The 24,750-nt window shown below is 67.4% G+C and carries 20 protein-coding genes; all 20 read right to left on the bottom strand.

The genetic code is table 11. The features are described from left to right. Positions 1-11: 11 nt before the first annotated feature. The 20 genes from L3N39_RS00295 to L3N39_RS00200 all read right to left on the bottom strand — a co-directional run bounded on the left by L3N39_RS00295 (position 12) and on the right by L3N39_RS00200 (position 24,718). A complete protein-coding gene (locus L3N39_RS00295; RefSeq protein ID WP_237255224.1) occupies positions 12-989 on the bottom strand; it encodes a serine/threonine-protein kinase in 978 nt (325 codons plus the stop codon). After that, entirely contained in the window at positions 986-1,717 is a 732-nt protein-coding gene (locus L3N39_RS00290) for a PP2C family protein-serine/threonine phosphatase (RefSeq protein ID WP_237255223.1), read from the bottom strand. The genes L3N39_RS00295 and L3N39_RS00290 overlap by 4 nt, the downstream gene beginning before the upstream one ends. After that, on the bottom strand, positions 1,717-5,253 hold the full coding sequence (tssM, locus tag L3N39_RS00285; RefSeq protein ID WP_237255222.1) for a type VI secretion system membrane subunit TssM: 3,537 nt from the start codon (positions 5,251-5,253) through the stop codon (positions 1,717-1,719). The genes L3N39_RS00290 and tssM overlap by 1 nt, the downstream gene beginning before the upstream one ends. 25 nt (positions 5,254-5,278) lie before the next feature. Next, a complete protein-coding gene (icmH, locus tag L3N39_RS00280; RefSeq protein ID WP_431977992.1) occupies positions 5,279-6,130 on the bottom strand; it encodes a type IVB secretion system protein IcmH/DotU in 852 nt (283 codons plus the stop codon). Between the two features lie 17 nt (positions 6,131-6,147). Beyond that, a complete protein-coding gene (gene tssK, locus L3N39_RS00275) occupies positions 6,148-7,479 on the bottom strand; it encodes a type VI secretion system baseplate subunit TssK (protein WP_237255220.1) in 1,332 nt (443 codons plus the stop codon). A gap of 4 nt (positions 7,480-7,483) precedes the next feature. Continuing rightward, positions 7,484-7,960, bottom strand: a complete 477-nt coding sequence (gene tssJ / locus L3N39_RS00270; protein ID WP_237255219.1) for a type VI secretion system lipoprotein TssJ — start codon at positions 7,958-7,960, stop codon at positions 7,484-7,486. Positions 7,961-7,966: 6 nt separating this feature from the next. Beyond that, the gene (tagH, locus tag L3N39_RS00265) at positions 7,967-9,160 is read right to left on the bottom strand and encodes a type VI secretion system-associated FHA domain protein TagH (protein WP_237255218.1); all 1,194 of its coding nucleotides are present in this window, start codon (positions 9,158-9,160) and stop codon (positions 7,967-7,969) included. A gap of 15 nt (positions 9,161-9,175) precedes the next feature. Further along, on the bottom strand, positions 9,176-9,310 hold the full coding sequence (locus L3N39_RS00260) for a type VI secretion protein (protein ID WP_237255217.1): 135 nt from the start codon (positions 9,308-9,310) through the stop codon (positions 9,176-9,178). A 202-nt stretch (positions 9,311-9,512) separates the two neighbouring features. Next, the gene (locus L3N39_RS00255) at positions 9,513-11,060 is read right to left on the bottom strand and encodes a sigma-54 interaction domain-containing protein (RefSeq protein ID WP_431977988.1); all 1,548 of its coding nucleotides are present in this window, start codon (positions 11,058-11,060) and stop codon (positions 9,513-9,515) included. After that, positions 11,032-13,632: a type VI secretion system ATPase TssH gene (gene tssH, locus L3N39_RS00250; protein ID WP_237255216.1), complete on the bottom strand. Its 2,601-nt coding sequence runs from the start codon at positions 13,630-13,632 to the stop codon at positions 11,032-11,034. The genes L3N39_RS00255 and tssH overlap by 29 nt, the downstream gene beginning before the upstream one ends. Before the next feature lie 9 nt (positions 13,633-13,641). Continuing rightward, the gene (gene tssG, locus L3N39_RS00245; RefSeq protein ID WP_237255215.1) at positions 13,642-14,718 is read right to left on the bottom strand and encodes a type VI secretion system baseplate subunit TssG; all 1,077 of its coding nucleotides are present in this window, start codon (positions 14,716-14,718) and stop codon (positions 13,642-13,644) included. Beyond that, complete coding sequence (gene tssF / locus L3N39_RS00240) at positions 14,682-16,472, bottom strand: type VI secretion system baseplate subunit TssF (protein ID WP_237255214.1); 1,791 nt, start codon at positions 16,470-16,472, stop codon at positions 14,682-14,684. The genes tssG and tssF overlap by 37 nt, the downstream gene beginning before the upstream one ends. Positions 16,473-16,522: 50 nt before the next feature. Further along, positions 16,523-16,885 (bottom strand): hypothetical protein, encoded by a 363-nt coding sequence (locus tag L3N39_RS00235; protein WP_237255213.1) that lies wholly within the window; start codon positions 16,883-16,885, stop codon positions 16,523-16,525. Next, a complete protein-coding gene (locus L3N39_RS00230) occupies positions 16,872-17,507 on the bottom strand; it encodes a DUF2931 family protein (RefSeq protein ID WP_237255212.1) in 636 nt (211 codons plus the stop codon). The genes L3N39_RS00235 and L3N39_RS00230 overlap by 14 nt, the downstream gene beginning before the upstream one ends. After that, a complete protein-coding gene (locus L3N39_RS00225) occupies positions 17,504-19,438 on the bottom strand; it encodes a PAAR domain-containing protein (RefSeq protein WP_237255211.1) in 1,935 nt (644 codons plus the stop codon). The genes L3N39_RS00230 and L3N39_RS00225 overlap by 4 nt, the downstream gene beginning before the upstream one ends. Before the next feature lie 9 nt (positions 19,439-19,447). Beyond that, on the bottom strand, positions 19,448-19,855 hold the full coding sequence (gene tssE, locus L3N39_RS00220; RefSeq protein ID WP_041108826.1) for a type VI secretion system baseplate subunit TssE: 408 nt from the start codon (positions 19,853-19,855) through the stop codon (positions 19,448-19,450). Between the two features lie 4 nt (positions 19,856-19,859). Continuing rightward, positions 19,860-21,338 (bottom strand): type VI secretion system contractile sheath large subunit, encoded by a 1,479-nt coding sequence (tssC, locus tag L3N39_RS00215; RefSeq protein ID WP_237255210.1) that lies wholly within the window; start codon positions 21,336-21,338, stop codon positions 19,860-19,862. Between the two features lie 26 nt (positions 21,339-21,364). Continuing rightward, on the bottom strand, positions 21,365-21,871 hold the full coding sequence (gene tssB, locus L3N39_RS00210) for a type VI secretion system contractile sheath small subunit (protein ID WP_237255209.1): 507 nt from the start codon (positions 21,869-21,871) through the stop codon (positions 21,365-21,367). 32 nt (positions 21,872-21,903) lie between these two features. After that, positions 21,904-23,466 (bottom strand): type VI secretion system protein TssA, encoded by a 1,563-nt coding sequence (gene tssA, locus L3N39_RS00205; RefSeq protein ID WP_237255208.1) that lies wholly within the window; start codon positions 23,464-23,466, stop codon positions 21,904-21,906. Positions 23,467-23,815: 349 nt separating this feature from the next. After that, the gene (locus L3N39_RS00200) at positions 23,816-24,718 is read right to left on the bottom strand and encodes a D-hexose-6-phosphate mutarotase (RefSeq protein ID WP_237255207.1); all 903 of its coding nucleotides are present in this window, start codon (positions 24,716-24,718) and stop codon (positions 23,816-23,818) included. Positions 24,719-24,750 lie beyond the last annotated feature (32 nt).

The following is a 24,750-nucleotide window of genomic DNA, read 5'->3' as shown; positions in this document are numbered from 1 at the left end:
TTGTCCTGTGATCATCCATGGTGACGGCCCAGCCAGCGCATCCAGCGGCCGGACTGAGGCTGACGAAAGGCCGCGAGCAGTGCGGCGAGGCTGCCGGCGCGCGTGCCGGGATCGAAGGCGAGGGCACGGCGCAGCGCAGGCCAGCAGGCGGCCGGCAGCCCTGGCGGGCATTTGAGCCTGGCATCCAGCGCCAGCGCCCTGGCCTGCTTGGCACTGAGCCGGCGGAACGGGTGCTGGCCGGCGGCAAGCTCATGCAGCACACAGGCGACGGCGAAGATGTCCGCTGCGGCGCTGAGCCCCTGGCCGTCGAGCAGCTCCGGTGCCGCATAGCGCGGCGTCCAGGCGGCGAAGCGGTGGCGTGCCAGGCGCGGCAGGCCGGGCAACAGGTCGTGCAGTGGCTGGCCGAGGCCGTAGTCGAACAGCCGCAGGCCGTCCTCGGCGAGGATGACGTTGCTGGGCTTGATATCGCCATGCAGGGCGCCGGCGGCGTGCGCATACTGCAGTGCCTCGAGCAGGGGCACGGCGACCTCGCGCAGCAGCGGCCACGGCAGGCCGTCGGGATGCTCGATGAGCAGCTGATCCAGCGTCGGGCCCTTGAGCAGTTCGAGCGTGATGAAGGCGCGTCGGCTACCGGGGTCGACCTCGAAACCGAAGAGCCGGACGATATGCCGGTGCCGCAGGCGTGCGGTGAGGGCGAACTCGCTATAGAGCAGCGCATGGGCGTCGGGGTACTCGCAGAACTCGTCGGACAGCGTCTTCAGCGCGATCCACGGTTGCGGGTCGCCGAACTGCTCGCGCAACAGGTCGCGCGCCAGGTACACCGCGCCCATGCCGCCGACGCCGAGCAGGCGCTCGATGCGATAGCGCCCGAGCAGCACCTCGGGCAGCGGGCCGACCGCGGGCGCGGTGGCATCGGGCTGCGCCGTCGCGGCGGCAAAGGCGAAGTAGGTCTGGTCGCTGGCCGGCATGGCCACGGCCGGGTTGTTCATGGACGTATCACCACGGCGCTGAGGTTGTCGCGCGCAGGACCGTCCAGCGCCGCATCGAACAGGCGGCTCAGGACCAGGCCGGCCGAGGGCAGGCTGAGCGCGGCGCCCAGGGCGTCCGGCGAAAGGCTCTGGTAGAGGCCGTCGCTTGCGAGCAGCAGGGCGTCGCCCGGCTGCACGCTGAATTCCAGCACGTCGAGCTGCAACCCTTCGCTGGCGCCAATGGCGCGGGTCAGGGCATGGGCGCCGGGATGGGCCGCCGCCTGGGCCGGGCTCAGTTGTCCCGCGTCGAGCAGTTGCTGCAGCAGCGAATGGTCGCGCGACAGCTGGTAGAGCCGGCCGCGGCGCCAGAGATAGCAGCGGCTGTCGCCGGCCCAGACGCAGGCGGCCCGGTCGTCCTCCATCAGCAGGGCGACCACCGTGGTGCCCATGATCGGCTCGGGGCAGTTCGCAGTGATCGTGAGTGCCTGGCTGAGCTGGCGGTTGAGCCGGTGCAGGCATTGGCGCACCGCGAGCAGGCGTGCGGCCAGGTCGCCGGCGTCGGGCAGTTCGGCGAGCCGCTCGACCGCCAGGCGGCTGGCGAGGGCGCCGTTGCGGTGTCCGCCCATGCCATCGGCGACCGCCCAGAGTCCCTGCTGCGGGCAATCGAGAAAGGCATCCTCGTTGCGCGGGCGGACCTTGCCGGTTTCGGAGCGCCCGGCGCTGCGCCAGGCGGTGGTGAGCGCGGTCATCACAGCATCGCCGGGAGCTTGAAGTCGCGCAGCAGGGCGATGTCGAACGGATTCGGCGAGCGCTGGCTGTGCAGCAGGTAGTTAGCCTGTAGCCCGGCCAGGTTGGCCTTGAGCATCAGCACATCGCGCCCGCTGTGGTAGTCGACCTCCAGCAGGTCGACCAGGCGGAACAGCGACCAGGGGCCGGTGTTACGCTCGATGCCGACGCGCCGGCCACCGAGCTCCTCGACCACCAGGCTGGTGCGGCCGTCATCGGCCGGCGCCGGCCAGGTGAAGGCGGTCTGCACGATCGGCCCGTGGCGGTACTCGAGCCGCTGGTCGCCGAAGCGGAAGTCGGCACGGCCCAGGCTCGGATCCAGCGAGTAGGGTTCGAGCTTGAAGCGGATCAGCGGCTCGCCGGGGTTCTCGGCGAAGAAGCTGTGTTGAATGGTGCGCGCGCGGCTCATCTGGCCCAGAAACGCGCTCGACAGCGGCAGGCCGCGGCCATCCAGGCGGCGAGGCCGATAGTGGCCGTCCGCGCCGTTGACGAAAGGTTTGAGGTAGCGCTCGAAGAAGCTGTCGGCGACGCCCCGGGCCTTGAAGAATTCGCGGAAATCGGCGATCGCCACGTCGCTCTGGCTATGCGCATCGAACGGGTAGCGCTTGTGCAGCGAGTTCTTGTAGAAGGCGTAGAGCTCGCTGCGATAGCGGCTGTTGAGGTAGTGGTGCGCCTCATCGAGGACCAGCATCCAACTGTCCTCGGCGAGCAGGGTCAACCAGTTGCCGAGCGGCTGTGGCAGGCGGGCGGCCGCGCTGCGCAGTTCGTTTATGGCGTCGCGCTGTCCACCCATGCGCGCCCGCGCCCATTCGAACGCCGCTTGATCGGACGCGCCGGCATGCGCCAGGCCGGCCAGTTGCAGCTGCAGGGCATCGAGCGCCTGCAGGGCCGGAGCCAGCTCGGCGCCAGGGCCGCCGACATCGTCGAGCAACTGGTGCAGGGTGGCGAAGCGGCGCTCCAGCGCCTTGCGTGCGGTATCCGGCAGCTCTTTGGCCAGCACTGCCTGGGCCCGCTCGGCAGCAGCCGTGGCGAGGTGCGCGGCCTTGCCGAGCTCGCCGTCGGACGGTGCGGCAGCGGCGACGCCCTCGACCTGCTCGGTGGCGTTGGCTATGCCGGCGAAGCGGGTGTTGTCGCGAAGCTGCACCAGCAGTTGCAGCAGCGGCGAGCTGGCGCCGGCCAGGCCCGCCAGCTGCGCGGCGCCCTGGCTGCCCGGAGGCAGCGGCAGCATCGCCAGCCGGGCCAGCGCTTCGCCCCACAGATTGCCGTAATCCCGGAAGTACAGCTGTTCCATCTCGACCATGAGCCGGGCCAGATCCTGGCTGCTCAGGCGCTCGCCCTCGCCGAGTACCCAGTTGTCACGCAGGATCTCGCGGACCAGTTCGCCGCCCTGGGTGAGGTAGTACTGCCGGTAGCCCCGCTGCGTATAGAAGCCGGGAATGCGGTAGTCGGCGCCGCTCAGCAGGGCGCCCTGCGGACCGAGGTGCTGCTCGAGGCGATAGTCGGGCAAGGCGCGCGCCTGCTCGCGCAGCATGCGGTAGACCACCTGGGCGAGCGACTCGCTGCGCAGCGTCTGGCGCGCCTTGGCGATCAGCTCGTCATCCAGCGTCGGCGCGGCGAACGGTTGTTCCAGCAGGCGGGCGAAGTGGTTGTTCAGGCCGTTTTGCGCCAGCACATCGCCGGCGTAGCGCAGCGACCAGTCGGCCGCCAGCCACTGCTTGAGGAATGCCGGATCGCGGCGTGCCTCGATGCGTAGCATCAGGTAGGCGCGTAGGCTGTTGAGCAACTCCTCACGATCGTCGAGGTTGGCGCGGATCTGCCCTTCGAGCTGGCGCGTCACTCGCGGCAGCAACAGTCTCTCCAGCTGCGCGCGATAGGCCTGGACGACCGCCGGTTCGACCGCCTCGCCCTGATATAGACCGCTGCGCTCGGACCAGGCGGCATCGCTCGGTGCGGGGAACACCTCGGTGGCGGCGTAGCTGGCGTCGAGTGCCGCCAGGGTACGGCGTGCATCGTCGCTCGGACCGAGCGCCCGGCTTTGTCGCCCGGCATGCTCGGCGATCTCGCGCAGACGCTCCAGGCGCTCATGGTTGGCCGAAAAGCCCTGCGCCCAGAGGATGCCGAACAGCGCCAGGCAGGCCAGCGCGGCGGCATGGACGGCGCGCTGGCCCCAGTCGATACGGCGGATTTCCTTCTGGTCGAGCGTGGCCAGGTCCGCCTCGGCGAAGATCACCCGGCTGAGCAGGTGCTGGATGAAGCGGGCGCGGCCCTGGCGGAACGCCGGCAAGGCGCCACTGGCCAGGCCCAGCTGGCGGCCGATGCCAGAAGTGAGCGGATCGAGTGCGTCTTGCAGCTGCGGTGCGCTGGTCAGGTAGAACCCGCGCAGCTGGCTGGCACGCTGGTAGCGATTGCCGGCGAAGGCCAGTTCGATGAACAGGCCCAGGCGCTCGCCGAGCTGCCCCAGCTGATGCGGGAAGTCGAGGATGCGACCGCGGCGCTGCGTATCGCGCTCCTGATGCATGCGCAGGATGACCTGGCTGTTCAGGCGATGCAGCAACGCCTCGAACGCTTCGCGCACCACCTGCGCGTCGGTGCCGTTCTGCTCCCGGTGGAAGGTCGCACCGAGCACCTGGTCGCTTTCCTCGCGCGACAGCTGGTCGAAGAACTCGTCGAAGCCGATCACCTTGTCCGCCTTGCTCAGCACCAGATAGACCGGCAGCTCGGCGCCCAGGCGTTCGCGCGCTTCATGCAGGCGCTGCCGGGTCTGCCGCGCCAGCGCTTCCAGTTCCAGTTCGCTCAGCTGCTGCAGCTGATCGACCGGCAGGTTGACCAGCACGCCGTTGAGCGGCCGGGCCCGGCGCCGGCGCAAGAGGCCGAGCAGCGCGTTCCAGCCGCTGGCATCGACGGCCGGGTCCGGCTGGGTCAGGTAGCGTCCGGCGGTGTCGATCAGTACGGCATGCTCGGCGAAGTACCAGTCGGCAAAGCGAGTGCCGGACACGTCGCGGGTCAGGCGGCTGGCCTCGCCGCGGTTGAGCGGGAACTCCAGGCCGGAGAAGTCCAGCAGGCTGGTCTTGCCGCTGCCCTGCGGGCCGATCAGCAGATACCAGGGCAGTTCGTGGCGCCACTTCTCGCTGCGTCCGCGATACAGCGACGACGTACTGAGGGTGCGCAGCGCTGCCTTGAAGCGCTGGCGCAGCTCGGCCTGCTCCTCGCCGATCAGGCCTTGGCGGCGCAGGCGCTCCTGCAACTGCTCGTCGCTGGCGTCGGCTGCGGCCCGCCGGCTGGCGCGCCAGCTGCTGAACACGAGGAAAAGCCCCCAGCCCAGGCACAGCGTGGCGATGGTCAGCAGACGGCTGGTCGCCGAGGCCCAGATGCGCTGCTCGGCCACCGCCAGCAGCGGGCCGCCGAACCACACCAGCAGGGCCAGCGCCAGCAGCAGGCAGAGGCTCCAGACCCAGGTCTTGCGGAAAAACACGGCAAGCTTGCCGAAGAAGTCCTTCATGGCGTTACGTCCTTGTATACGGCGTTCACTCGAGCGGCAGCGCCGGCTCGATCGACTGGTAAGGCTGCAGCACGGCGGTGCGCTGCTGTTCGAGCACCCAGGCAAAGCCGCCATACATGATGCCGAGGCAGACCAGCGTGAACAGTGCGACCAGCCACCAGGGCACGATGCGCACCAGCCGGCGGCGGGTGTCCTGCAGCCCCTGCCAGTGCGGCGAAACCTCGCGCGGTACGTCACCGCGCAACTGGCGGATCTGCCGGTACAGGCTGTCGCGCACGGCCTCCAGTTCGAGCATGCCGCGCGGCAGCACGCGGTACTTGCCCTCGAAGCCGAGCGACAGGCACAGGTACATCAGCTCGAGCATCGGCAGGTGCTTGACCGGGTTGCGCGAGAGCCGCTCGAGGAGCTGGAAGAACTTCTCGCCGCCAAAGGTCTCGTTGTGGAACGACGACAGCAGGCTCATCTGCGACCACTGGCTTTCGTTACCCCAGGGCGTGGTCACCACCGCCTCGTCGAGCACGGTGCAGAGCACGTAGCGCGCGGCCATGACCTGGCTGCTCTCGGCACCCTCATGCAGCGCCCGGTGTTCGAACAGCTTGAGGTCCGCCGAGAGGCGCCGGTGCAGCGCCTGCAGGTCCTCGGCCTCGAAACTGTGCTTAAGGCGCACGACTTCGGAGAGCAACGCCGAAGCGGCGGCGACCAGCGGGTTGAGGCTGGCATTGAAGGACTCCGCCGGGCGCAGGCGCGCGGCATAGATCATCCGCTCTTCCAGCTGCTCGTAACGCGGCGGTTCGCTGAAGTCGGTCAGCGGGCTCTGCGCCGGTGCTGCCCCGTTGCGGTCGAGGATGACGGTGCGGTCGTCCTGACCGTAGTCCATGTCCCTGGTGGTCATAGCTAGTTCCTGATAGCCCAGAATTTCAGCTCGAGCCCGGAGAATTCTCCGGACACGTGGAAGGCGAAGCCGCCCGAGCGCTCGAGCTGCGCCAGCTCCTCGGAGCTCAGCTCCAGCGCGAAGTAGGTCTTGCCCGAATGGAAGGGAATCTGCCGCGGGGCCACCGGCAGCGGGCGGACACGAATGCCCGGCAGGTGCAGATTGACCAACTGGCGGATGCGCTCGACCGGGCCGACCTTCAGGTGCGCCGGCAGACGTTGGCGCAGCTCTTCGGAGTCGCACTGCGCGCTGGCGGCGAGCACGAAGGACGCGCTGCCGAGCAGCTTGTGGTCGTGCAGCGGCGAGACCTGGATGCCGTACTGGCGCTGCTGCAGCAGCATCTCGATGGCGTGCTGCTCGAGCACCATCGACAGCACCTGGCGAATCGCATCCATCAGCCTGCGAAAGCTCTGGCCCTGGTCGCCGTGCAGATAACGGCCATCGAGCCTGGGCCGCTTGGTCTCGCTGGAAAAGGTCGCCAGCTCGCCGAGCAGGCCGAGCAGCTCGCGGTAGATCTGTTCGGGATGCACGCGCTCCAGGCCCAGGTAGTGCCGCAGCACCGGCTCGTAGCGGTTGATCAGCTGCAGCATCATGAAATCGCCGACCTCGGCGCCGCCGACCTTGCCGGTGGCGCGGATGCGCTCGGCAAGGATGTCGCCGCGATGCGCCAGCATGCTGAGCACTTCCTTCAGGCACGAGAGCAGGTAGCCGGATGCCTGGAAGTCGATGTAGCTCGGGATGTAGTCGGCGTCCAGGCTGATCACTCCGTCGGGCGTGGTGTCCAGCACGTCGCAGAGCTTCAGCCGCACGTAGGCCTGGTCGCTGTCCTGCTCGCCGAGCAGCAGCCGGAAGTCGGGGCGCGCCGTGCTGACCTGGCTGAGCGTGGCGTCGCCGGCATTGGAGTCGGCGACCTCTTCGTCGAGCGCGACGTAGCGGGCCAGTACGTCCTTCTGCTCCGGCCGCCGGCTTTCGATGTGATTGCCGGTGACCAGCGGCAGCGCCAGGTAGACCGGCGTGTTGCTGGTGTTGGCCGGTACGTCGAGCGCCAGCGGCTCACGCTCGGCGCCGATTTCGAACAGGCTGCCGTCGGGCAGGATGCCGCGCGCCTGGCTGAGCACCAGCTTGCCCATGTTGAGAAACTGGCGATCGATCTCCAGCTCGAAGAAACCCCAGCTGTAGAGGCCGAGCTGTCGCGTGCGCGCCTTCAACTGGAAGTCGTGGTATCGGTCGTTCTGCTGGAAGTGCTGCGGACGCAGCAGCATGCCTTCCTGCCAGACCACCTTGTTCAGGGTCATGGCGTCACTCCTGGCCGGTCTCGTCGAGTTCGCGGATGCCGTGCTCGTCCAGCTGCAAGCGGCTGTGGTTGCGCGCCCTGGGGCTCAACGCGATGACCTGCCGCCAGTTCGTTTCCGGCAGGTCGCGGTAGGCGGCGAGCACGCCGACGTAGCGGCTGTCCGTGCCGACGTGCAGCTTCAGTTCGCGCCGCTCGCCCGGGCGCAGTTCCAGCTCTTCCTGGGCGACCATGTCCGGCGACAGCACTTCCCGGGGGCGCTGGTACAGCGAGAAGAAGTCGGCGTTCTGGAACGCCACCGGGTGCCTGAGTTCGATCAGACGCACCACGATGGGCGATGGCCGGCCATTGAGGTCGGGGTTCAGCTCGTCGCTACCGGTCAGCGCGAGATCGAGCTTGGTCAGCGCCGAGTAGGGCGACAGGGCCGCGCAGCCGGCAAGCAGCGCCAGCCCGCCGGCGAGCGCCAGGACGGAGAATCGGGTCATGAGGGTTCATCCTTGAAGGTCGGTGTCGAGGGTAGCGATCAGGCGCACCTGTTCCTCGTAGGTACGGGCGAAATCCCTGGCGAATAGGCGTTCGCTCCAGTCGTCGTCACGCTGAAGCCGTTCGTGCAACCGGCGATAGGCGCGCCAGCGGCCGCCGGCGGTGGCCAGCAGCGGCTTGCGTTCCTGCTCGAAGCGCAGGCTCAGCTGGTGCGGCGACAGCTGCTCGAACAGGCCCTTGACCGCGGCCCGGCTGGCGGCCAGCAGGGCGACCTGATGGGCCTGCAGGTCGCGGTAGCCGCGGCTGACCGCCTGCTCGGCCGGCAGCTGCCCGGGCTTGGGTGCCAGCAGCAGCGCCTGCATGGCCGCATCGATGTCAGGGCTGTGCTTGAGCGGGTTGTTGCCGGCGCTTTGCACGCTGGTGAGCGGCAGGCGCAGCTCGTTCTTCAGCTCGCTGCGCGTGCGCAGGGCCTGCTGCAGGCCGCCGACGCTCTGCCTGAACAGGCGCGCAGTGCGCAGCGCCAGGGCTTGCCGCGCCTGTTCGTCGAGCCCATCGAGGCAAAGGCCGAGCGCCTGGCCGAAGCCCGTCCAGAAATCGTCCCCCAGCGGCTCCGGCTCGGCTGTCGGGGGCGGTGCGTCGGCGACCGGCTCGGTGACCAGTCGCGGGACCTGCAGGTTCTCCTCGTCGATCTGTGCATAGTCCGGCTGCAGCGCCGCGGTGCTCACTGGCGCGAGCACCGCGGTCAGCTCGTCGGTCTCGGCATAGAGGCGTTCCTGCTGCTCGAGCGCGCACATCGGGTCGAGGTCGAGGAAGGCGTCGTCGGGGATGATGCTGCCGGCCGGCTGTGGGCGGCCCAGCTCGCCTTCGAACAGCGCCGGGTCGCGGATCAGGCGAGCCTTGATCTCGAAGTCGCCCAGGCAGTAGACGTCGCCGTGCTCGATGCGCTGTGGCTCACCCTTGGGCAAGGTCGCCCCGCTGTCTTTCAGGCGGATGCCGTTGCTGCTGGTGTCGGTGAGGAAGAACGCGCCGCCGCGATAGCTGACCTCGGCATGGCGGCTGGACACCACGCGCTTGCGGTCGGGGATCACCCAGTCGCAGTCCTGTGCCCGGCCGATCATCCCACCGGCCTGCTTGAAGGATTTGCGAACCTGCAGGCCGGGCGCGAACTGCTGGGCGCCGAGCATCTCGAAAACCAGTTCCATGGGCTGCTCCCGGCTTCAGTTCGCGCGCCGGGCGGCGTGCGGTTCGCCCAGCGGACGGTAGTCGGCGTCGCTGAAACGGTAGTTGCCGGAGCAGCCGGCGAGCAGGAGCGTGGCGATGAGCGCAACGAGGGCGCAATAGCGGGCTGGCACGCGATTTCCTCCTTGAAGTCGTGTGTGCGAGCGGGGCGCCCAGGGGGCGCGACCGGATCGCGTCATTGGAGTTCAGTTGATCGCCTGGGCGGGTGACGGGGTTCACGTAAAGCCGCCCGGACAGGGCAAAAACGAGAGTGACGTCCGGTTGGCGTCGGCACCCCCGGCCGTGGTACGGGTGGCTGCGGCTGGTTCCGTGGACTCATAGGTCGCTCGCGCTGAGGCCCAGCCGATCCATGCGATAGAGCAGGGTGCGGCGTGGCAGGCCGAGCTCGCGAGCGGCCTGGCTCTGGTTGCCGCCGTTCTTGCGCAGGCAGTCGACCAGCAGGTTGCGCTCGACGCGTTCGAGGCGTGCGCGCAGGTTCAGGGTACTGTCCAGCGCATCGTCCACCGTACGTAGGCTGAAGTGATCGGGCAGCAGCTCACCGCCGTCGCAGAGCAGCACGGCGCGTTCGACCAGGCCCTTGAGTTCGCGCACGTTGCCGGGAAAGGCGTAGCCGGCCAGCTGTTCCAGCGCGGCGTCCGACCAGCGCACGGCGTCGCGTTGCAGGAAGCCGCAAGCCTTGTCGGCGAAGTGCCGGGCCAGGCGCAGGATGTCCTGGCCGCGCTCGCGCAGCGGAGGCAGCTCGATGGGGAAGATGGACAGCCGGTAGTAGAGGTCTTCGCGAAAGCGTCCCTGCTCGACGCGCTGCTGCAGGTCCTGGTGGGTGGCGGTGACGATGCGTACGTCGACTCGGTGGGTGCGGGTACTGCCCAGCGGTCGCACTTCGCCTTCCTGCAGCACGCGCAGCAGCTTGGCCTGCAGGGTCAGCGGCATGTCGCCGATCTCGTCGAGGAACAGCGTGCCGCCATTGGCCGCATCGAACAGGCCTTCGTGGTCGCGCTCGGCACCGGTGAAGGCCCCCTTGCGATAGCCGAACAGCTCGCTTTCCAGCAGGTGCTCGGGCAGCGCCGCGCAGTTCTGCACGACGAACGCCTGGCTGCGGCGCGAACCGCAGTCGTGGATGGCGCGGGCGACCAGCTCCTTGCCGGTGCCGGTTTCTCCGGTCAGCAGCACGCTGACCGGGTTGTGCAGCACCTTGCCGATCAGGCCGTACACGGCGCGCATGCGCGGGCTGTCGCCGATCAGGCCATAGCCGCTGGCGCAGCGCGGAGTATTGGTTTCCTCGGGCGGCGCCGGTTGTGCCGCGCCGCGCAGGCGGTTGAGCAACTGCACCTGCCCAAGCGCGAAGCGACCGAGGCTGGCCAGCGGCTCGGCGGCTTCGGCGAGGTCCTGCCTGGCTCGGCTTGCGACCACCAGCAGCCCGACCGCGTGGCCCTCGGCATCCGGCAACGGCAGGCACAGCAGGCTGCGCCAGGGGCGTGCCGCTTCGGGCAGAAAACCCGTCGCGTGCAGGCTTGCGTCGAGCGAGGCGATGCTCAGCAGCCGGTTCTGGCTCAGGCAGTACTGCAGCAGTTGCTCGCCGTCATAGTCGCTCGGCAGGCTGGCGGCGTCGTGGCGCCGTTCGCCGTCGAACCATTCTGCCGACAGCGTCAGCCGTGTATGGGTGGCATCGAGCAGGTAGAGCTGCGCCAGCGGGCATCCGGCCAGTTGCGCAGCGACTTCCATCAGCCCGCCCAGCCAGGCGCTGGTGTCGGTACTCCAGGCGAGTTCGGCGAGTTGCGCCAGCAGGCGGCTCGCCGCGCCGGGCACGGTCGCTTCGGGGATCACCGTCGAGACTTTAAGCGAACTCACAGACAACCGCTCCATCACCGTCGAGGGTGGCGTTTACCTGCTGCAGGGCTTCGCCGTTGGCCATGGCAGCGAGCAGGCGGTCGACCACCTGCGGCTGCAGGGTCTGGTCGATCAGGTGGTCGATCAGCCGCGCGCCGCTCTCGTTGTGCGTGCAGCGCTCGGCGAGGTGATCGACCAGCGCCTCGCAATGGCTGAAGCGCAGATTGCGGCGGGCCAGCCGTTCGCCGAAGCGCGCGAGCTTGACGCCCACCAGTTCGGCCAGTACCTCGCCGGCGACCGGGTAGTAGGGCACCACCTTCATGCGCCCGAGCAGCGCCGGCTTGAAGTGACGGCTCAAGGCGGGGCGGATGGCCGTCTCCAGGGCCTCGGCCGCGGGGCGCTGGCCGGCGGCACACAGGCGTGCGATCTCGTCGCTGGCGAGGTTGCTGGTCATCAGGATCAGGGTGTTGCGGAAGTTGATCTCGCGGCCTTCGCCGTCGTTGGCCACGCCCTTGTCGAAGATCTGATAGAAGACGTTCATCACGTCCGGATCGGCCTTCTCGACCTCGTCGAGCAGCACGACGGAATAGGGCTTCTGCCGCACCGCCTCGGTGAGCATGCCGCCTTCGCCGTAGCCGACGTAGCCGGGCGGCGCACCGATCAGCCGTGAGACCGTGTGCTTTTCCTGGAACTCGGACATGTTGATGGTGGTGAGGAAGCGCTCACCGCCGTACAGTAGATCGGCCAGGGCCAGCGCGGTTTCGGTCTTGCCGACGCCGCTGGGGCCGACCAGCAGGAACACGCCGACGGGCGCGTCGGGGCGGTTCAGGCCGGCCGCGGTGGCGCGCATGGCCCGGTCCAGCGCGGCGACCGCCTGTTCCTGACCGCGTACACGCTGGCGCAGGTCGTCGGCGAAGCTCAGCACCTTGCTGTTGTGTTCGCGCGCCAGCTGCGACAGCGGCACGCCGGTCCAGTGGCTGATCACTTCGGCCACCAGGCGCGGGCAGACCTCGAAGCTGACCAGCCGCTCGCTGGCCTGGGCTGCCGCCAACTCGGCCTGCAGGGCACGTAGCTCGGCTTCTAGCGCCTCCAGGTTCGGGCGTGGTTCGTCGCTGGCGCCCTCGTCATTGCCCAGGCGCGCGGCGGCGCATTGCTTGCGCTGTTCCAGCAGGCGTTCGGCGAGATCACGCTGCACTGCCCAGCGGGTTTCCACCTGCTCCAGTTCGGCGCGAGCGGCGACCAGGCGGTTCTCCAGAGCATCCAGGGCGTCGTGGTCGACGATCAGGCCGGCGTCGAGGTCGCGGCGCATGGCTTCGCCCTGCCGTTCACCTTCGGCGATCTCGCCACGCAGGCGTACCAGCGCTTCGGGGGCAGCAGCCAGGCTGATGCGCACGCGGGCGCAGGCGGTGTCGAGCACGTCCACGGCCTTGTCCGGTAGCTGCCGGCCAGCCAGGTAGCGTGCCGACAGCTCGGCGGCGGCCACCACGGCGTCGTCGCGCAGGTAGATGCCATGGCTCTTCTGGTACACCGGCGCCAGGCCACGGAGGATGGTGACCGCCTCGTCGACTGTGGGCTCGTGCAGCTGCACGGGCTGGAAGCGCCGCGCCAGCGCCGGGTCCTTCTCGAAGTACTTCTTGTATTCGCTCCAGGTGGTCGCCGCGATGGTGCGCAGCTCGCCGCGTGCCAGCGCCGGTTTGAGCAGGTTGGCCGCATCGCCGCTGCCGGCCTGGCCGCCGGCGCCGATCAGGCTGTGCGCCTCGTCGATGAACAGGATGGTCGGCTTGGCCGCGCCCTTGACCTCGTCGATCACGCCCTGCAATCGCCGTTCGAATTCGCCCTTCACGCTGGCGCCGGCCTGCAGCAGGCCGAGGTCCAGGCAGAGCAGCTCGACGTTCTTCAGCGTCTCCGGCACTTCGCCAGCGGCGATGCGCAGGGCCAGGCCCTCGACGATGGCGGTCTTGCCGACGCCCGCTTCGCCGACCACGATCGGGTTGCTCTTGCGACGGCGGGCCAGGATGTCGATCAGCTGGCGGATCGCGCCGTCGCGGCACAACACCGGGTCGAGCTTGCCGTCGCGCGCCTGCTGCGTGAAGTTGTGGGTGAAGCGCGACAGGTTCGATTCGCCGCTCGCGGCCGGTTTGCCCGGCGCCGTCTGGGGTTGCTGCGCCAGCGCGAAATCATGCACGCGCTCGATATTCAGCCGCGCCAGCAGTGGCTGGTAGCGGCTGCCGGCATAGCGCATCGGGTTGCGCAGCAGCGCGAGCAACAGCGCGGCCTGGTCGATCTGGCTCTGGCCGAGTTCGAGGTTGCCGACCAGCAGGGCGTCCTGCAGCCACTGCACCAGCTCGGTGGAAAACACCGGGTTGCGCGATTCGCTGTGCTCGCCGCGCGCCTGCAGAGCCTTGGCCAGCTCGCCCGCGTCCACTTCGGCATCCTGCAGGGCGCGTAACAGCAGGCCGTCGGCGCGCTCGAGCAAACCGAGCAGCAGGTCTTCGACCAGGATCTTGCTGCCGCCGCGTACCACGCAGCGTTCGGCGGCGCCTTCCAGGTCGCGCTTGGTCGGCGCGTCGAGCGCCTGGACGAGTTGTTGCAGGTCTACATTGATCATGTCGGTTCCTTAATGAAGCTTGCTGCCGAGGGTGACCATGCCGTCGGCCCGTTCGGTGCCGAGCCAGCTGGTCCAGCCGAGGCGGCAGGGGTTTCCTTCCCCGATGCGCAGCTCGCGGATGTCGTCCTGGCGCAGGGCCAGGCGGATGTCGTAGTCCAGCGGGTCGCGCAGGGTGAAGCGCACCAGCGCGCAGAGCGGCTGGTAGCCCGTGCCGACCGGCAGGAATTCGTGAAAGCGGTCCCAGCTGAGCTGGCGGATGTGGATGCGGAACTTGCCGCCGCGGTCGCGTACCCGTTCGCCCAGCACGAGGTTTTCGCCGAGCTGGCTGTTGGCGCGGCCGAGGCGGTTCTGTTGTTCGCCGAGGATGTCGACCTGGCGCTCCAGGCATTGCTCGATGCGCAGGTCGGCGTGCTTGAAGTAGTAGCGCAGCACCGACTCGATCAGCGCCGCCGAATGCGCGCGTAGGCTGAGCAGGCCGAGGTAGGGCAGCAGGCGCTTCCAGTTCAGCTCGCTCGCCGCCCGGATCTGCTCGCCGCCGAGCCCGATGAGGGCGAACAGCTGTTCGGACAGCGGGTCGCGCGCGCCCGTGGTGAAGCGCGCGTAGTAGCGGTACTTCTGCCAGATCGGCAGCAGCAGGCGCTGCAGGCGGTCGTTGAACAGGTCGAGAAATTCGCGCGTCGGGTTGCCGTCGATGCTGTCGCCCAGCGCCTGGTCGGCATAGAAGGCTGGCAGCGGCGAGCCGGCGCCGAACAGGCTGACCAGGTTCAGCCGCAGCCGGGCGCGCCAGCCGCGGTCGTCCTCGTAGAACTCGACGGCGTCGATATCGCTACCGGGAAAACCAAGGCTCGGGTTGGCCTGGAAGTCCAGGCGCTCATACAGGGCCTGCTCGTCGAGCTCCGGATACACCGCGCGCAGGCGATCCAGCGCCAGCAACACGCCCTGGAACAGGCTGTACTCGCGAATGCCCTGGCTCAGCCGGCCGAGCCCGGCGCCGTGCGGCCCTCTGCTCAGGGCAGGGGATGTTGCGCTCAAAGTAGGGGTTGTTGCACTCAAAGTAGGGGCTGCTGCCCCATGCGCGGCGTCCATTGGTACACCTCTCCCTGTGTACTGCTCACGCGCAGCTCGTGGTACGAGTTGAGGCTGGCGTAGAGTGCGAAGAATTCGTTGAGCACCGAGGCGAACAGGAACAGGTCGCCTTCGCCCAAGTAACCGTCCGGGTCCATGGTCAGTTCGGTCCGCACGCCGCGCACCGGCAGGCCGCGGTGCAGTCGGTCGACATGCTGGTGGGCGATGGCTTTCAGCCCGCCGAGCAGGCGCTTGCTGACCTTCTCGGCGTGCTGGTCGTAGTAGCGCGGCAGGTCGTAGGTCTCGAGGATCACCTTGAGCGCCTCGACGTTGGCCAGCGACAGGTAGTTGAGCGACATGTTGCTGATCAGCTTCCACAGGAAGTCGCGGTGCAGCGGCGGCGCATAGCTCGGCGTGACCGGGCTGATGTTGCGAAAGGTGAGGAATTCGGGCGTGTCCTCGCTGGGCAGGCAGATGTCGCCCAGGCGCAGCTCGCGCGGCAGGTTCTGGTTGGTGCAGGTCAGCTCGATCGACAGCGTTTCGTGGCCGTCCAGGTCACGCAGGCCGAACGCCAGGTAGGTTTCCAGGCCATCGCCGAGCAGTGACGGTTGCTGGCGGACGCTGTAGTGCGGGCGCGCCACGGGGACGTCGAAGCTGGGGTCGTGCTCGAAGGACTCGAACGGCACGTACTCCTCGTAGCCCTTGCCGCCCGGCTTCCAGCCGGTGACCCGGTTGACCGAGAAGATGCCGCAGCCGCTGCTGTCCAGCTCGGCGGGGCGCACCAGGTACTGGTCCTGCTTGCCGTCCAGGCGCACCGGGATGGCATCGTGCTCGAACAGGTTCACCACCGGCGTGCAGTACAGCCGCACGTTGTCGCGCGTCGGCCGGATGCGCTGCGCGCCGGCCTTGCGGATGTCGAAGCGTAGCTCGAAGCCGCGCGCCTGCTCCAGGCGCTCCTTTGGCAGGCGTTGCAGCGCGTCGAGGCCGCCGAGGTCGACGAAGAGAAACTTTTCCTGGAAGGCGAAATATTCCTGCAGATGCCGGTAGCCGCGAAAGGTGTTGAGCGGATAGGGGATCAGCGCCTCGTCCTCGGGGAAACCGACCGGCTCCACCTTGCCGGCCTCCAGCGCCAGGGGCGGCAACGGCAGGCCCTGGGCGTCGGTGAATGGCTTGCCCTGGGCATCCAGTGCGATCAGCTGAATACCGTCAAGATGGCGCAGCAGGCTGAGGTAAAGCATCTGGCTGACGTAACGCTCGCCGGCCAGGTGCAGCCGCAGCCGGCGCACGTCGACCTCGCCCAGATGGCCATCGGCAGTCATGCCCAGGCGCAGGCTCAGCAAGGCGCCGTCGCCCTTGACCGAGTAGTTCAGCTCGGTCAGTTCCAGCGGCAGCACCTCGGTGGCATAGGCCGTGCGGAAACGGCAGGTCACTCCGCGTACCGGCTTGGCCTCGACTGGCGTGTGACGCGGCACGCTGAGCGCCTTGCCACTGCGCTTGACTGGATCGAACTGCAGCATGCTGAACGCCGGCAGCGGCCGCATGTAATTCGGCCACAAGAGGTGCATCAGCGAGTGGGTCAGCTCCGGCAGCTCGTCGTCGAGTTTCTGCCGCAACCGTCCGGTGAGAAAGGCGAAGCCTTCGAGCAGGCGCTCGACATCCGGATCGCGTCCAGCCTGCCCGAGGAACGGCGCCAGCGCCGGGCTGCGCTCGGAAAAGCGCTTGCCCAGCTGGCGCAGGGCGGTGAGTTCGCTTTGGTAGTGGTGGTTGAAAGACATGTCTAACGATTCATCCTTGTCGTGTCCGGCGCGCTTGCGCGGCGGGGCTCCTAGCGGCGGCGGTAGCATCCCGTGGAGGTGTCCATGTCCACGAGCAGGCAGTTGCCGAGTGGCTTCAGCCTCATCTTGTCGAAGAAGGCCCTCGGCCCTCGTTCGCGCAATTCAACTTGCCCGTCCACCATTACCCAGCGCCCTCGACCCTGGATGTCGAGGCTGCCGTAGTAGAGCACCGCCTCGAACGTGCCTTGCTCATGGAGCAGCAGCCGCGAGCCCATTTCCACCACGCCGACCAGTTCGTAGCGCCCGGCCAGTTCGCGCGGCGGCGGGGAAGTGTTGGTGCAGGCGGCCAATGTCAGCGCGAGGGTGGCGAGCGCCAGGCGGGCGCAGCGTGAGGAGGGTTTACCACGAGCCATAGGGCACCCCGTGTTGCTCGATGTAGGCCTTGGCTTTTTCGGAGAGGGGACGGTGTTCTCCGTTGGATGTGCCGCCGTATGGTCCGACCTTGCTGATAGCCGCTTCGAAGCGACCGATTTCGATGGAGTCCAGGCAGGGGCCGCCGACCCAGGCCTTAGCGATGCCGCCGGGGGCCAGACCGATGGTGATGACTTTGCGATATAAACCGTCGATCACCTTGCCGTCCCATCGGCAATAGGCTGAATGTGGTTTGAGCATTTCCTCGCGCACCCACTCCGGAATGTTGATGCGTACGTTGTAAGTCTGCGGCTCGACCATCGACTGCCAGCGCACGAAGATGATTTCCGGCAAGTCGATGCCGGGCAGATTCTTGCCCGCACCGCCGGACGGGTTGGGCGGCCAGCCGGCCACGCTGCTGGCATAGGAGGGCACACCGCCGCTGACCCGTTCGTAGGCCAGCCCGCGGCGATCGATCACATCCACGCTTTCGACCCATACCTCCATATAGTCGGGAGCGAATATCCCGGCGAACCAAGCGCGATAGGGCAGTTCGGGCTGGCCGTGACTAGTGGCGCAGCCACCGAGTAGAAATATTGCGCATGTAAGCAGGAGGGTTCTCATTCGGGATAATCCTGTTGCGGCTTGTTGTTATAGGTCAGGCGAACATTGGGGGCTGGCTTGCTGATCAGCAGACCACTGCTGGGCGTCCAGTGAGCTGAGAGGTGGATATAGCGTGACCAAAGCAGGCGCTCGTCCTCTTCATCCAGGCCGTACCGGCTCCCTTGGGCGTATGCCAAAAGGTGACTGGCAATCTTTTGAAGCTCAGCGGGTATTGCGGTTGTGCTTTCCTGTTCGTCGATAAAATCGAACGGAACGCCGTATTGCACAGCCAGCTCTCGCATTATTCGCAGATAGATAAGCGACAACTCGCCACGAACCTGGCGTTCGATGGACAGTAGGCCGTAGACCACGTCCTCCGGCGGCCGCTTGAAGCCGCGCTCGTTAAATACAGGTTTACGGCTGGGCCAGACCTTGGGCTCCTTCAGCGCTTCGTCAGGCAGGCCGAGGGCCTTCCATTGGTAATATTGCCGCCAGGTCTCGCGCGAGGCATGGGTTTGTTCGGGCGGCATGCTGGCCGGCACTGTGGAGCTGAGCGGGCGACTCAGCACCAGCCGCTCGAGCATCAGGGGGCGGTAGCCGCCGCCAATATCCGAGTGCGCTCCGGGCAGGCTGATTTCCTGGTGATCCGGGGCGACCCTGTTGAGGGCGAAGTTCCAGCGCTTCTCGTCGCGGGCAGTCAGTTGCAGCACCTTACGCGCGCAGCCGGGCGGCAGATAGAGATTGATGCCAGGGTTGAGATGATCGGCTGGACTATAGTCGCCGTTCAGTGGATCGAGCACGGCAGCCACGGTATCGAACAAGCCGATAAAGTTGATGCACGTATGGGTGGCCCACTCGAAACTGCCGAACAAGCCAGGCGAGCTACTATTGAATGCTTGGGCCAACACACCGCCTTGCGGTTTGAGCAGCTCATTGGCGAAATGCCGGGCCGCCGCTGCGCCGCGGCTGAAACCGAAAATATCGAATTCAATACCCTCGATTTGTAGTTCAGGGTTATTGCGTAGCAGTTGACGGAGCTGTTCGGAAATCTCCGTCGGGCTTTGCTGTACCCGCGCCAGTATCCCGGTATCGCCTTGGCCGGTGATCTGGCCGTAAAGCGAGTCGGCTTCGCCGCTACGGGTTCCGATACCCTCCAGATAAACCTTGACGCAGGCGCTACGCTCCTCCTTCGCCAGGCTCCGAGTCGCATCGTCCTGGTACAGGTCGAACAACCGCGCCACGTTGCTCGGCGCGTTGCCGTAGCTATTGTCCGGCGTCTGGGTAAAGAAGCCTTTGCCTTTGCCTTCGCTGTCGCTGAAGCCATGAGCCCGGCAATATTCGACGACTTCGCCGAGGGTGCGCTCGTCCAGCAGGGTCAGGTCGTCCTGGCGACACTTTTCGGTCACGGTCGCATTGGCCAGGTTGTTGCCGGTACCGTCGAAGAACACGCCGATTCGCAGGGTGATGGCCTGGCGCGCCTGTTGCTGCGGCTGCTCGACCAGCTCCTCTTCTTCGTCTTCCTCTTCAACGCCCAACGGCGCGAGGTCACCCGGCTCTTCCTGCCAGGCGCGGGCTATCGGCTCAGATGAGCGAAAGGCCTCTGCAGCAGCGGCCGCCGCAGTAACTGCCTTGGCAATTCCAAGGGCGGCAGGCGCGAGGAAGGGCGCCGCGTTGTGGCTGCTGCCGATGACCACCGTACCCGAACCGGCGCTGACGACATTGCCGTGGTTACCCACACTGCCCATCACCGCAGCTGGCTTGCCATTGATCAGTACGGTGGGGATCACCGCGCTGGCCATCGCACCGCCGCAGGCGGAGGCGTCGCCCATGCGTGCGGCCGGTAGGCCGTCGAACAGCACGTCGGGCGAGCCGGCGGCGATCGGGTTGTTGCCATGACCCGGGATGGGACAGGCGGTGGGGTCGCCCAGGCGGGCGGCGGGTTTACCGGACATGGCGCTTCCTTACTCCACGCTGACTTGGCCGCTGCCGTCCAGGCGCGCGGAGAAACTGACCTGCCGCTTGCAGCCTTCGATCTCCAGCAGGCCTTCGATGGCGAAGGCGAGCGTGAGCGGATCGTGATCGCGTGGCAGCGGCACGACGCGGACCTGGCGCAGGCGGGGTTCGTACGCTTCGATGAAACGTTCGATGGCGGCACGCGCCTGCTGCAGCGAGTCGTGCAGCGAGAGGCGCATGTCGTTCAAATCGGGCAACCCGTAGTCGGGCAGCGTCTGCACGCTGCCCGCCCGGGTGCTGAGCATCTTGGTCAGATGGGCAGCCACCGAGGCCATCGCCGCGATCTCGCGGCTCCAGCCGGCACGCCGATCGGCGTCGCCACCGAGGCGCTCGAAGAGGCTGCCGTATCCGTTCAAGTGCTTATTCCTTGTCCAGCTTGCCGACCAGCGACAGGGTGAAGTCGGCGCCCATGTACTTGAAGTGCGGGCGCACGTTCAGGCTGACGCGGTACCAGCCTGGCTCGCCTTCCACATCACTGACGACGACCTGGGCTGCGCGCAGCGGCCGGCGGCTGCGGACTTCGGCGCTGGGGTTTTCCTGGTCGGCGACGAACTGGCGGATCCACTTGTTCAGTTCCAGTTCGAGGTCGGTGCGCTCTTTCCAGGCGCCGATCTGCTCGCGTTGCAGCACCTTCAGGTAGTGCGCCAGGCGGTTGACGATGAACAGGTAGGGCAGCTGGGTGCCGAGCTTGTAGTTCAGCTCGGCGTTCTTGCCTTCCTCGCTGTTGCCGAAGAACTTCGGCTTCTGCGCCGAGTTGGCCGAGAAGAACGCGGCGTTGTCGCTGCCCTTGCGCATGGTCAGGGCAATGAAGCCTTCCTCGGCCAGCTCGTACTCGCGGCGGTCGGAAACCAGCACTTCGGTCGGGATCTTGGTCTCGATCTCGCCCATGCTTTCGAAGTGGTGCAGCGGCAGGTCTTCCACCGCGCCGCCGCTCTGCGGGCCGATGATGTTCGGGCACCAGCGGAACTTGGCGAAGCTGTCGGTCAGGCGGCTGGCGAAGGTGTAGGCGGTGTTGCCCCACAGGTAGTGCTCATGGCTGCCGGCGACGTTTTCCTTGTAGACGAAGGATTTGACCGGGTTGTCTTCCGGGTCGTAGGGGTTGCGCAGGAGGAAGCGCGGTACGGTCAGGCCGACGTAGCGGGCGTCTTCCTGCTCGCGGAAGCTTTGCCACTTGGCGAACTGCGGGCCTTCGAAGTGATCCTTCAGGTCCTTCAGGTCCGGCAGGCCGGTGAAGCTTTCCAGATCGAAGAATTTCGGGCCGGCGGCGGCGATGAAGGGCGCGTGGGACATGCTGGCGACCGATGCCACGTACTGCATCATCTTGATGTCCGGGGCGCTCGGGTCGAAGAAGTAGTTGGCGATCAGCGCGCCGACCGGCTGGCCACCGAACTGGCCGTACTCGGCGGTATAGATGTGCTTGTACAGGCCCGACTGGACCACTTCCGGGCTGTCCTCGAAGTCATCCAGCAGGTCCTGCTTGGAGGCGTTGAGGATTTCGAGCTTGATGTTCTCGCGGAAGTTGGTGCGGTCGACCAGCAACTTGAGGCCGCGCCAGGAGGATTCCAGGGCCTGGAATTGCGGATGATGGAGGATCTCGTCCATCTGCTGGCTGAGCTTGGCGTCGATCTCCGCGATCATGCGGTCGACCAGCGCCTTTTTCACCGGCTCGTTTTCGTTCTGCGGCTTGAGCAGTTCCTCGATGAAGGCCGAGACGCCGCGCTTGGCGATGTCGTAGGCCTCGTCGTCGGGGCTGAGCCTGGTCTCGGCGATGATGCGGTCGAGGATGCCGAGGTCGGCCAGTTGGGTGCCGCTGTCGACGGCTGCTGCGCTAGTGCTCATGGTGTTGGCGTTCCTTGTCCAGGTGATCAGGCGTCCAGGTGTTCTTTCGCGGCCAGGCCCAGCTCGCCGAGCACGCGCTCGCGCGAGTCGCCATCGGCCAGCACGCTCTCGATGGCCTTGCGGAAGGCGGGGGCGTTGCCCAGCGGGCCCTTGAGGGCGACCAGGGCGTCGCGCAGCTCCATCAGCCGGCGCAGCTCGGGAACCTGATCGACCAGGCTGGCCGGGTTGAAGTCCTTCATCGAGTTGATGCGCAGCTGCACGGCCAGCTCGTCGTCGCGCTGCTCGTCCTGCAGGCGGTTCGGCACGCCGAAGGTCAGGTTCAGTTCCTGCTTGGCCAGGACCTCGTCGAAGCTGTTCTTGTCGATGGCGATGGGCTTGCGGTCTTCGATCTTGCGGTCGTCGGCGCGCTGGGTGAAGTCGCCGAGCACCATGAGTTTCAGGGGAAGTTCGATCTCTTCCTGGGCGCCGCCGGTGGCAGGCTTGAAGGTGACGTTGATGCGTTCCTTGGGGGCTACCGAGCCTTCTTTGGCCATGGGTGTTCTCCTTGAATGGGCGGCCCGGGGGCCTAGTCGAGTACCACCTCGAGGTCGAGGTGGCACAGCCTGCGGTAGATCTCGTCCCTGCTTTCGCGTACCGCGTGGTTCTGCGGCAGCACCTCGCAGCAGTGGTGCAACAGGCGCAGCACTTCGAGGGCGAGATCGGGCTCCCAGTCGCCGAGGCCGGCGGCACTCAGCGTCTGGTCGAGCGATTCGAGTTGGGTCTTGGCCAGTTCGTGTTTCTTCGCCTGCATGCACAGGCGCGCCAGGGCCAGCTGCCAGTGGAAGCGCTGGCGCCCGCCCTGCGCGCCGGCCAGGCCGGCCTTGAGCTGCTGCACGGCGGCCTTCAGGCCGTCCTTGCGCAGCAGCGGCAACGCCTCCTCGAGGGCGAGGTCCCAGGCGGCTCGCTGGCCGCCCGCGGCGGGTGCCGGTTCGCGGCGGCTGTCGGCGGCCTGCAGGTGCGGTAGCACCTGGCTGGCGATCCAGGCACGGGTCTCGGCGTCGGCGAAGGGCGCGCCGTCATGGAAACGCAGCTCGTCGAGGCCGGGCACGCGCTGCAGGAACAGCGCCAGCTGGATTTCCACCTCGCGCATGGCCAGCGGTGCGTCGAGCGCCTGCAGGCAGTCCCAGACCAGACGTTGGCCGTCGAGCCAGAACGGCGCGCGGGCGATGCTGGCTTCCAGGTCCACGGCGAGGTCGGCATAGGCGCCCTGGATGAAGCGCTCCCTGAAGCCGGCCAGCTTGTCGGCGGGCAGGCCGCGCAGGGCGGTGACCTGCTCGGCGTTGCGCTCGGGCAACGTCTCGATGCCGAGCCACAGCAGGGTGCGCGACAGGCGCAGCGGCTTGGGGTCGGTGGCCTTCTGTCGGAGCCACCAGGTGCTCAGCGGGCGGGCCTGTTCCTGCAGCGTGCGCAGGGTCTTGTGCGCGTCCTTGTCGCTGTCGATTGGCGGATTGCCACTCAGCACCTGCGTGGCGACCTGCCTGACCTGGGCGATGGCGGCGCCGACCGCGCCCGGCTGGGGTTTGTCCTGCGCGGCGCGGCGGATCATGCCGTCGAGCTGGCGGCACAGCGGCAGCAGCAGCGGGGCGTCTTCGCCCAGCGCATCGGACAGGCAGGCTTCGAGTCCGTGCAGGCTGTCGGCGAGGGCGCGGAACAGCGCGAGCTGCTCGCCGACCGGGACTTCGTCGGTCAGCACCTGCTCGAGGCGCGGCACCAGCCAGCCGATGGCCGCGGCGCGGGTGCGCGGCTTGCGCGGATGCACGGCCTGCCAGTGCTCGACACACAGCAGGCGGATGGTTTCGAGGCCGGCGTGCAGGCCGGCGAAGGATTCGCGCTGGTACAGGCTCCAGGCCAGCCAGGCAGCGATGCGCAGGTCCTTCGACTGGCTTGCGAGCAGGGCCTCGCAGCCAGCGCGCAGCTGCTGCCAGTCGATGGCGGCGGTCGCGTGAAGGGCGGTCGCCTTGGCCAGCTCGTGTTCGAGCCGCTCGAAGTCGCTGCCGTAACGAATGTCGTCGCCGGCGAAGTTCGCCTCGTCGATCGGGCGGGCGGCCAGCTCGAGATAGTGCTTGCTCAGCGCAGAAGAGAAAGTCATCCGTGACTCTAAGTTCATCCGTGAACTTTGTGGCCGCAACTTGATATCCGCTCAAGTGGCCCTGTCCAAGGCAAGTTGCGCAAGAAGTTGGACAGTTGTCTGCGCAATAAATTGCCAAGCCTTATGGGGCGTGCATCCTAGACGTCCAGGCTTGTATCGCTCAAGCGGGAAAGTGTGAGCCAGGTTCCAGCGCTAACTATTGCGCTTAAATTGTCGGAACTTTTGCGAGGCGTGACGGCGGTCAATTAAATAGAACCGCCTGGCAACTTGTTGAAATGTGTCACGCGACTATCGGCAATGACTTACAGGCAAGGGCGCGCTGGTTCACGACGCGCCCCCGGGTGGCCTGCTAGGCCGAGGTGCGGGCCAGGAAACGGACGCTCAGGGTATGGCGCTCGCCGGGAGCGAGGGTGCGCGCGTCGTCCAGCACGTTGGCCGTCTCGATGCACAGCATGCGCTGCCAGGCGTCCTCGGCGAACTGCGAGAGGCGGCGCGCCTTGTCGATCCAGGGATTCCAGAGGATCGCCGAGGCGGAGCCTTCGCTGCCGAGTTCGATGCTGCGCTGCGCGGCGCCATCGATGAGCCTGAGGGTGTCGGGGAGCTGCAGGTAGATCCGGTCGGTTTCGCCGGTGAAGCGCAGCTCGCCGCGCTGTTCGTGGTTCTGCCAGTCGTCCAGCGTGTCGACGTAGGGACGCTCCTCGAGGCCGGCGACGCGCGCCTGGTGGATGTCGTCGATGGCCAGGTAGCTGTGCAGCGCCTGGCTGATGGTGACCGGGTGGTCGTCGAGGTTGTGGCTGGTCAGGCTCACCTGCAGGGCTTCGTCGAGGCGGATGCGCAGGCTGGCCTCGACCTTGTGCGGCCAGCCGGGCAGCTCGCCGCTGGCGGCCTGCGCGCAGCGAAACTCGATCACCGCGGCGTCCGCCTCGCAGTGGCTGGCGGCCAGCTGCCAGTCGATCGCGCGCACCAGGCCGTGGAAGGGCGCCTCGCCGGCATCGGCGTGCTGTTCGCGGATCGCCTGCGGATTGCGCATCAGGTCGCCGAACCAGGGCCAGCACACCGGAATGCCGCCGCGCACCGGCTGGCCGCGCTCGAAGGTCGCCTGCTCGCTGAGCCAGATCACCGGCTGCGCCTCGCCCTGGTGATAGGCGAGCAACTGTGCGCCCTGTTCGGCCACCAGCAGTTCCTGCTCGCCGCGGCGCAGCCGCCAGCAGGCGAGCTGGCCCATTTCGATTCGCTGGATGTCGACAAGCATGCGGTGGCTCCTAGGCAGTTTCGGGACTGGTC

The sequence above is a fragment of the Pseudomonas oligotrophica genome (assembly GCF_021726475.1).
GTDB classification, from domain to species: Bacteria; Pseudomonadota; Gammaproteobacteria; order Pseudomonadales; family Pseudomonadaceae; genus Stutzerimonas; species Stutzerimonas oligotrophica.
This window is presented reverse-complemented; position numbering and strand designations above follow the sequence as displayed.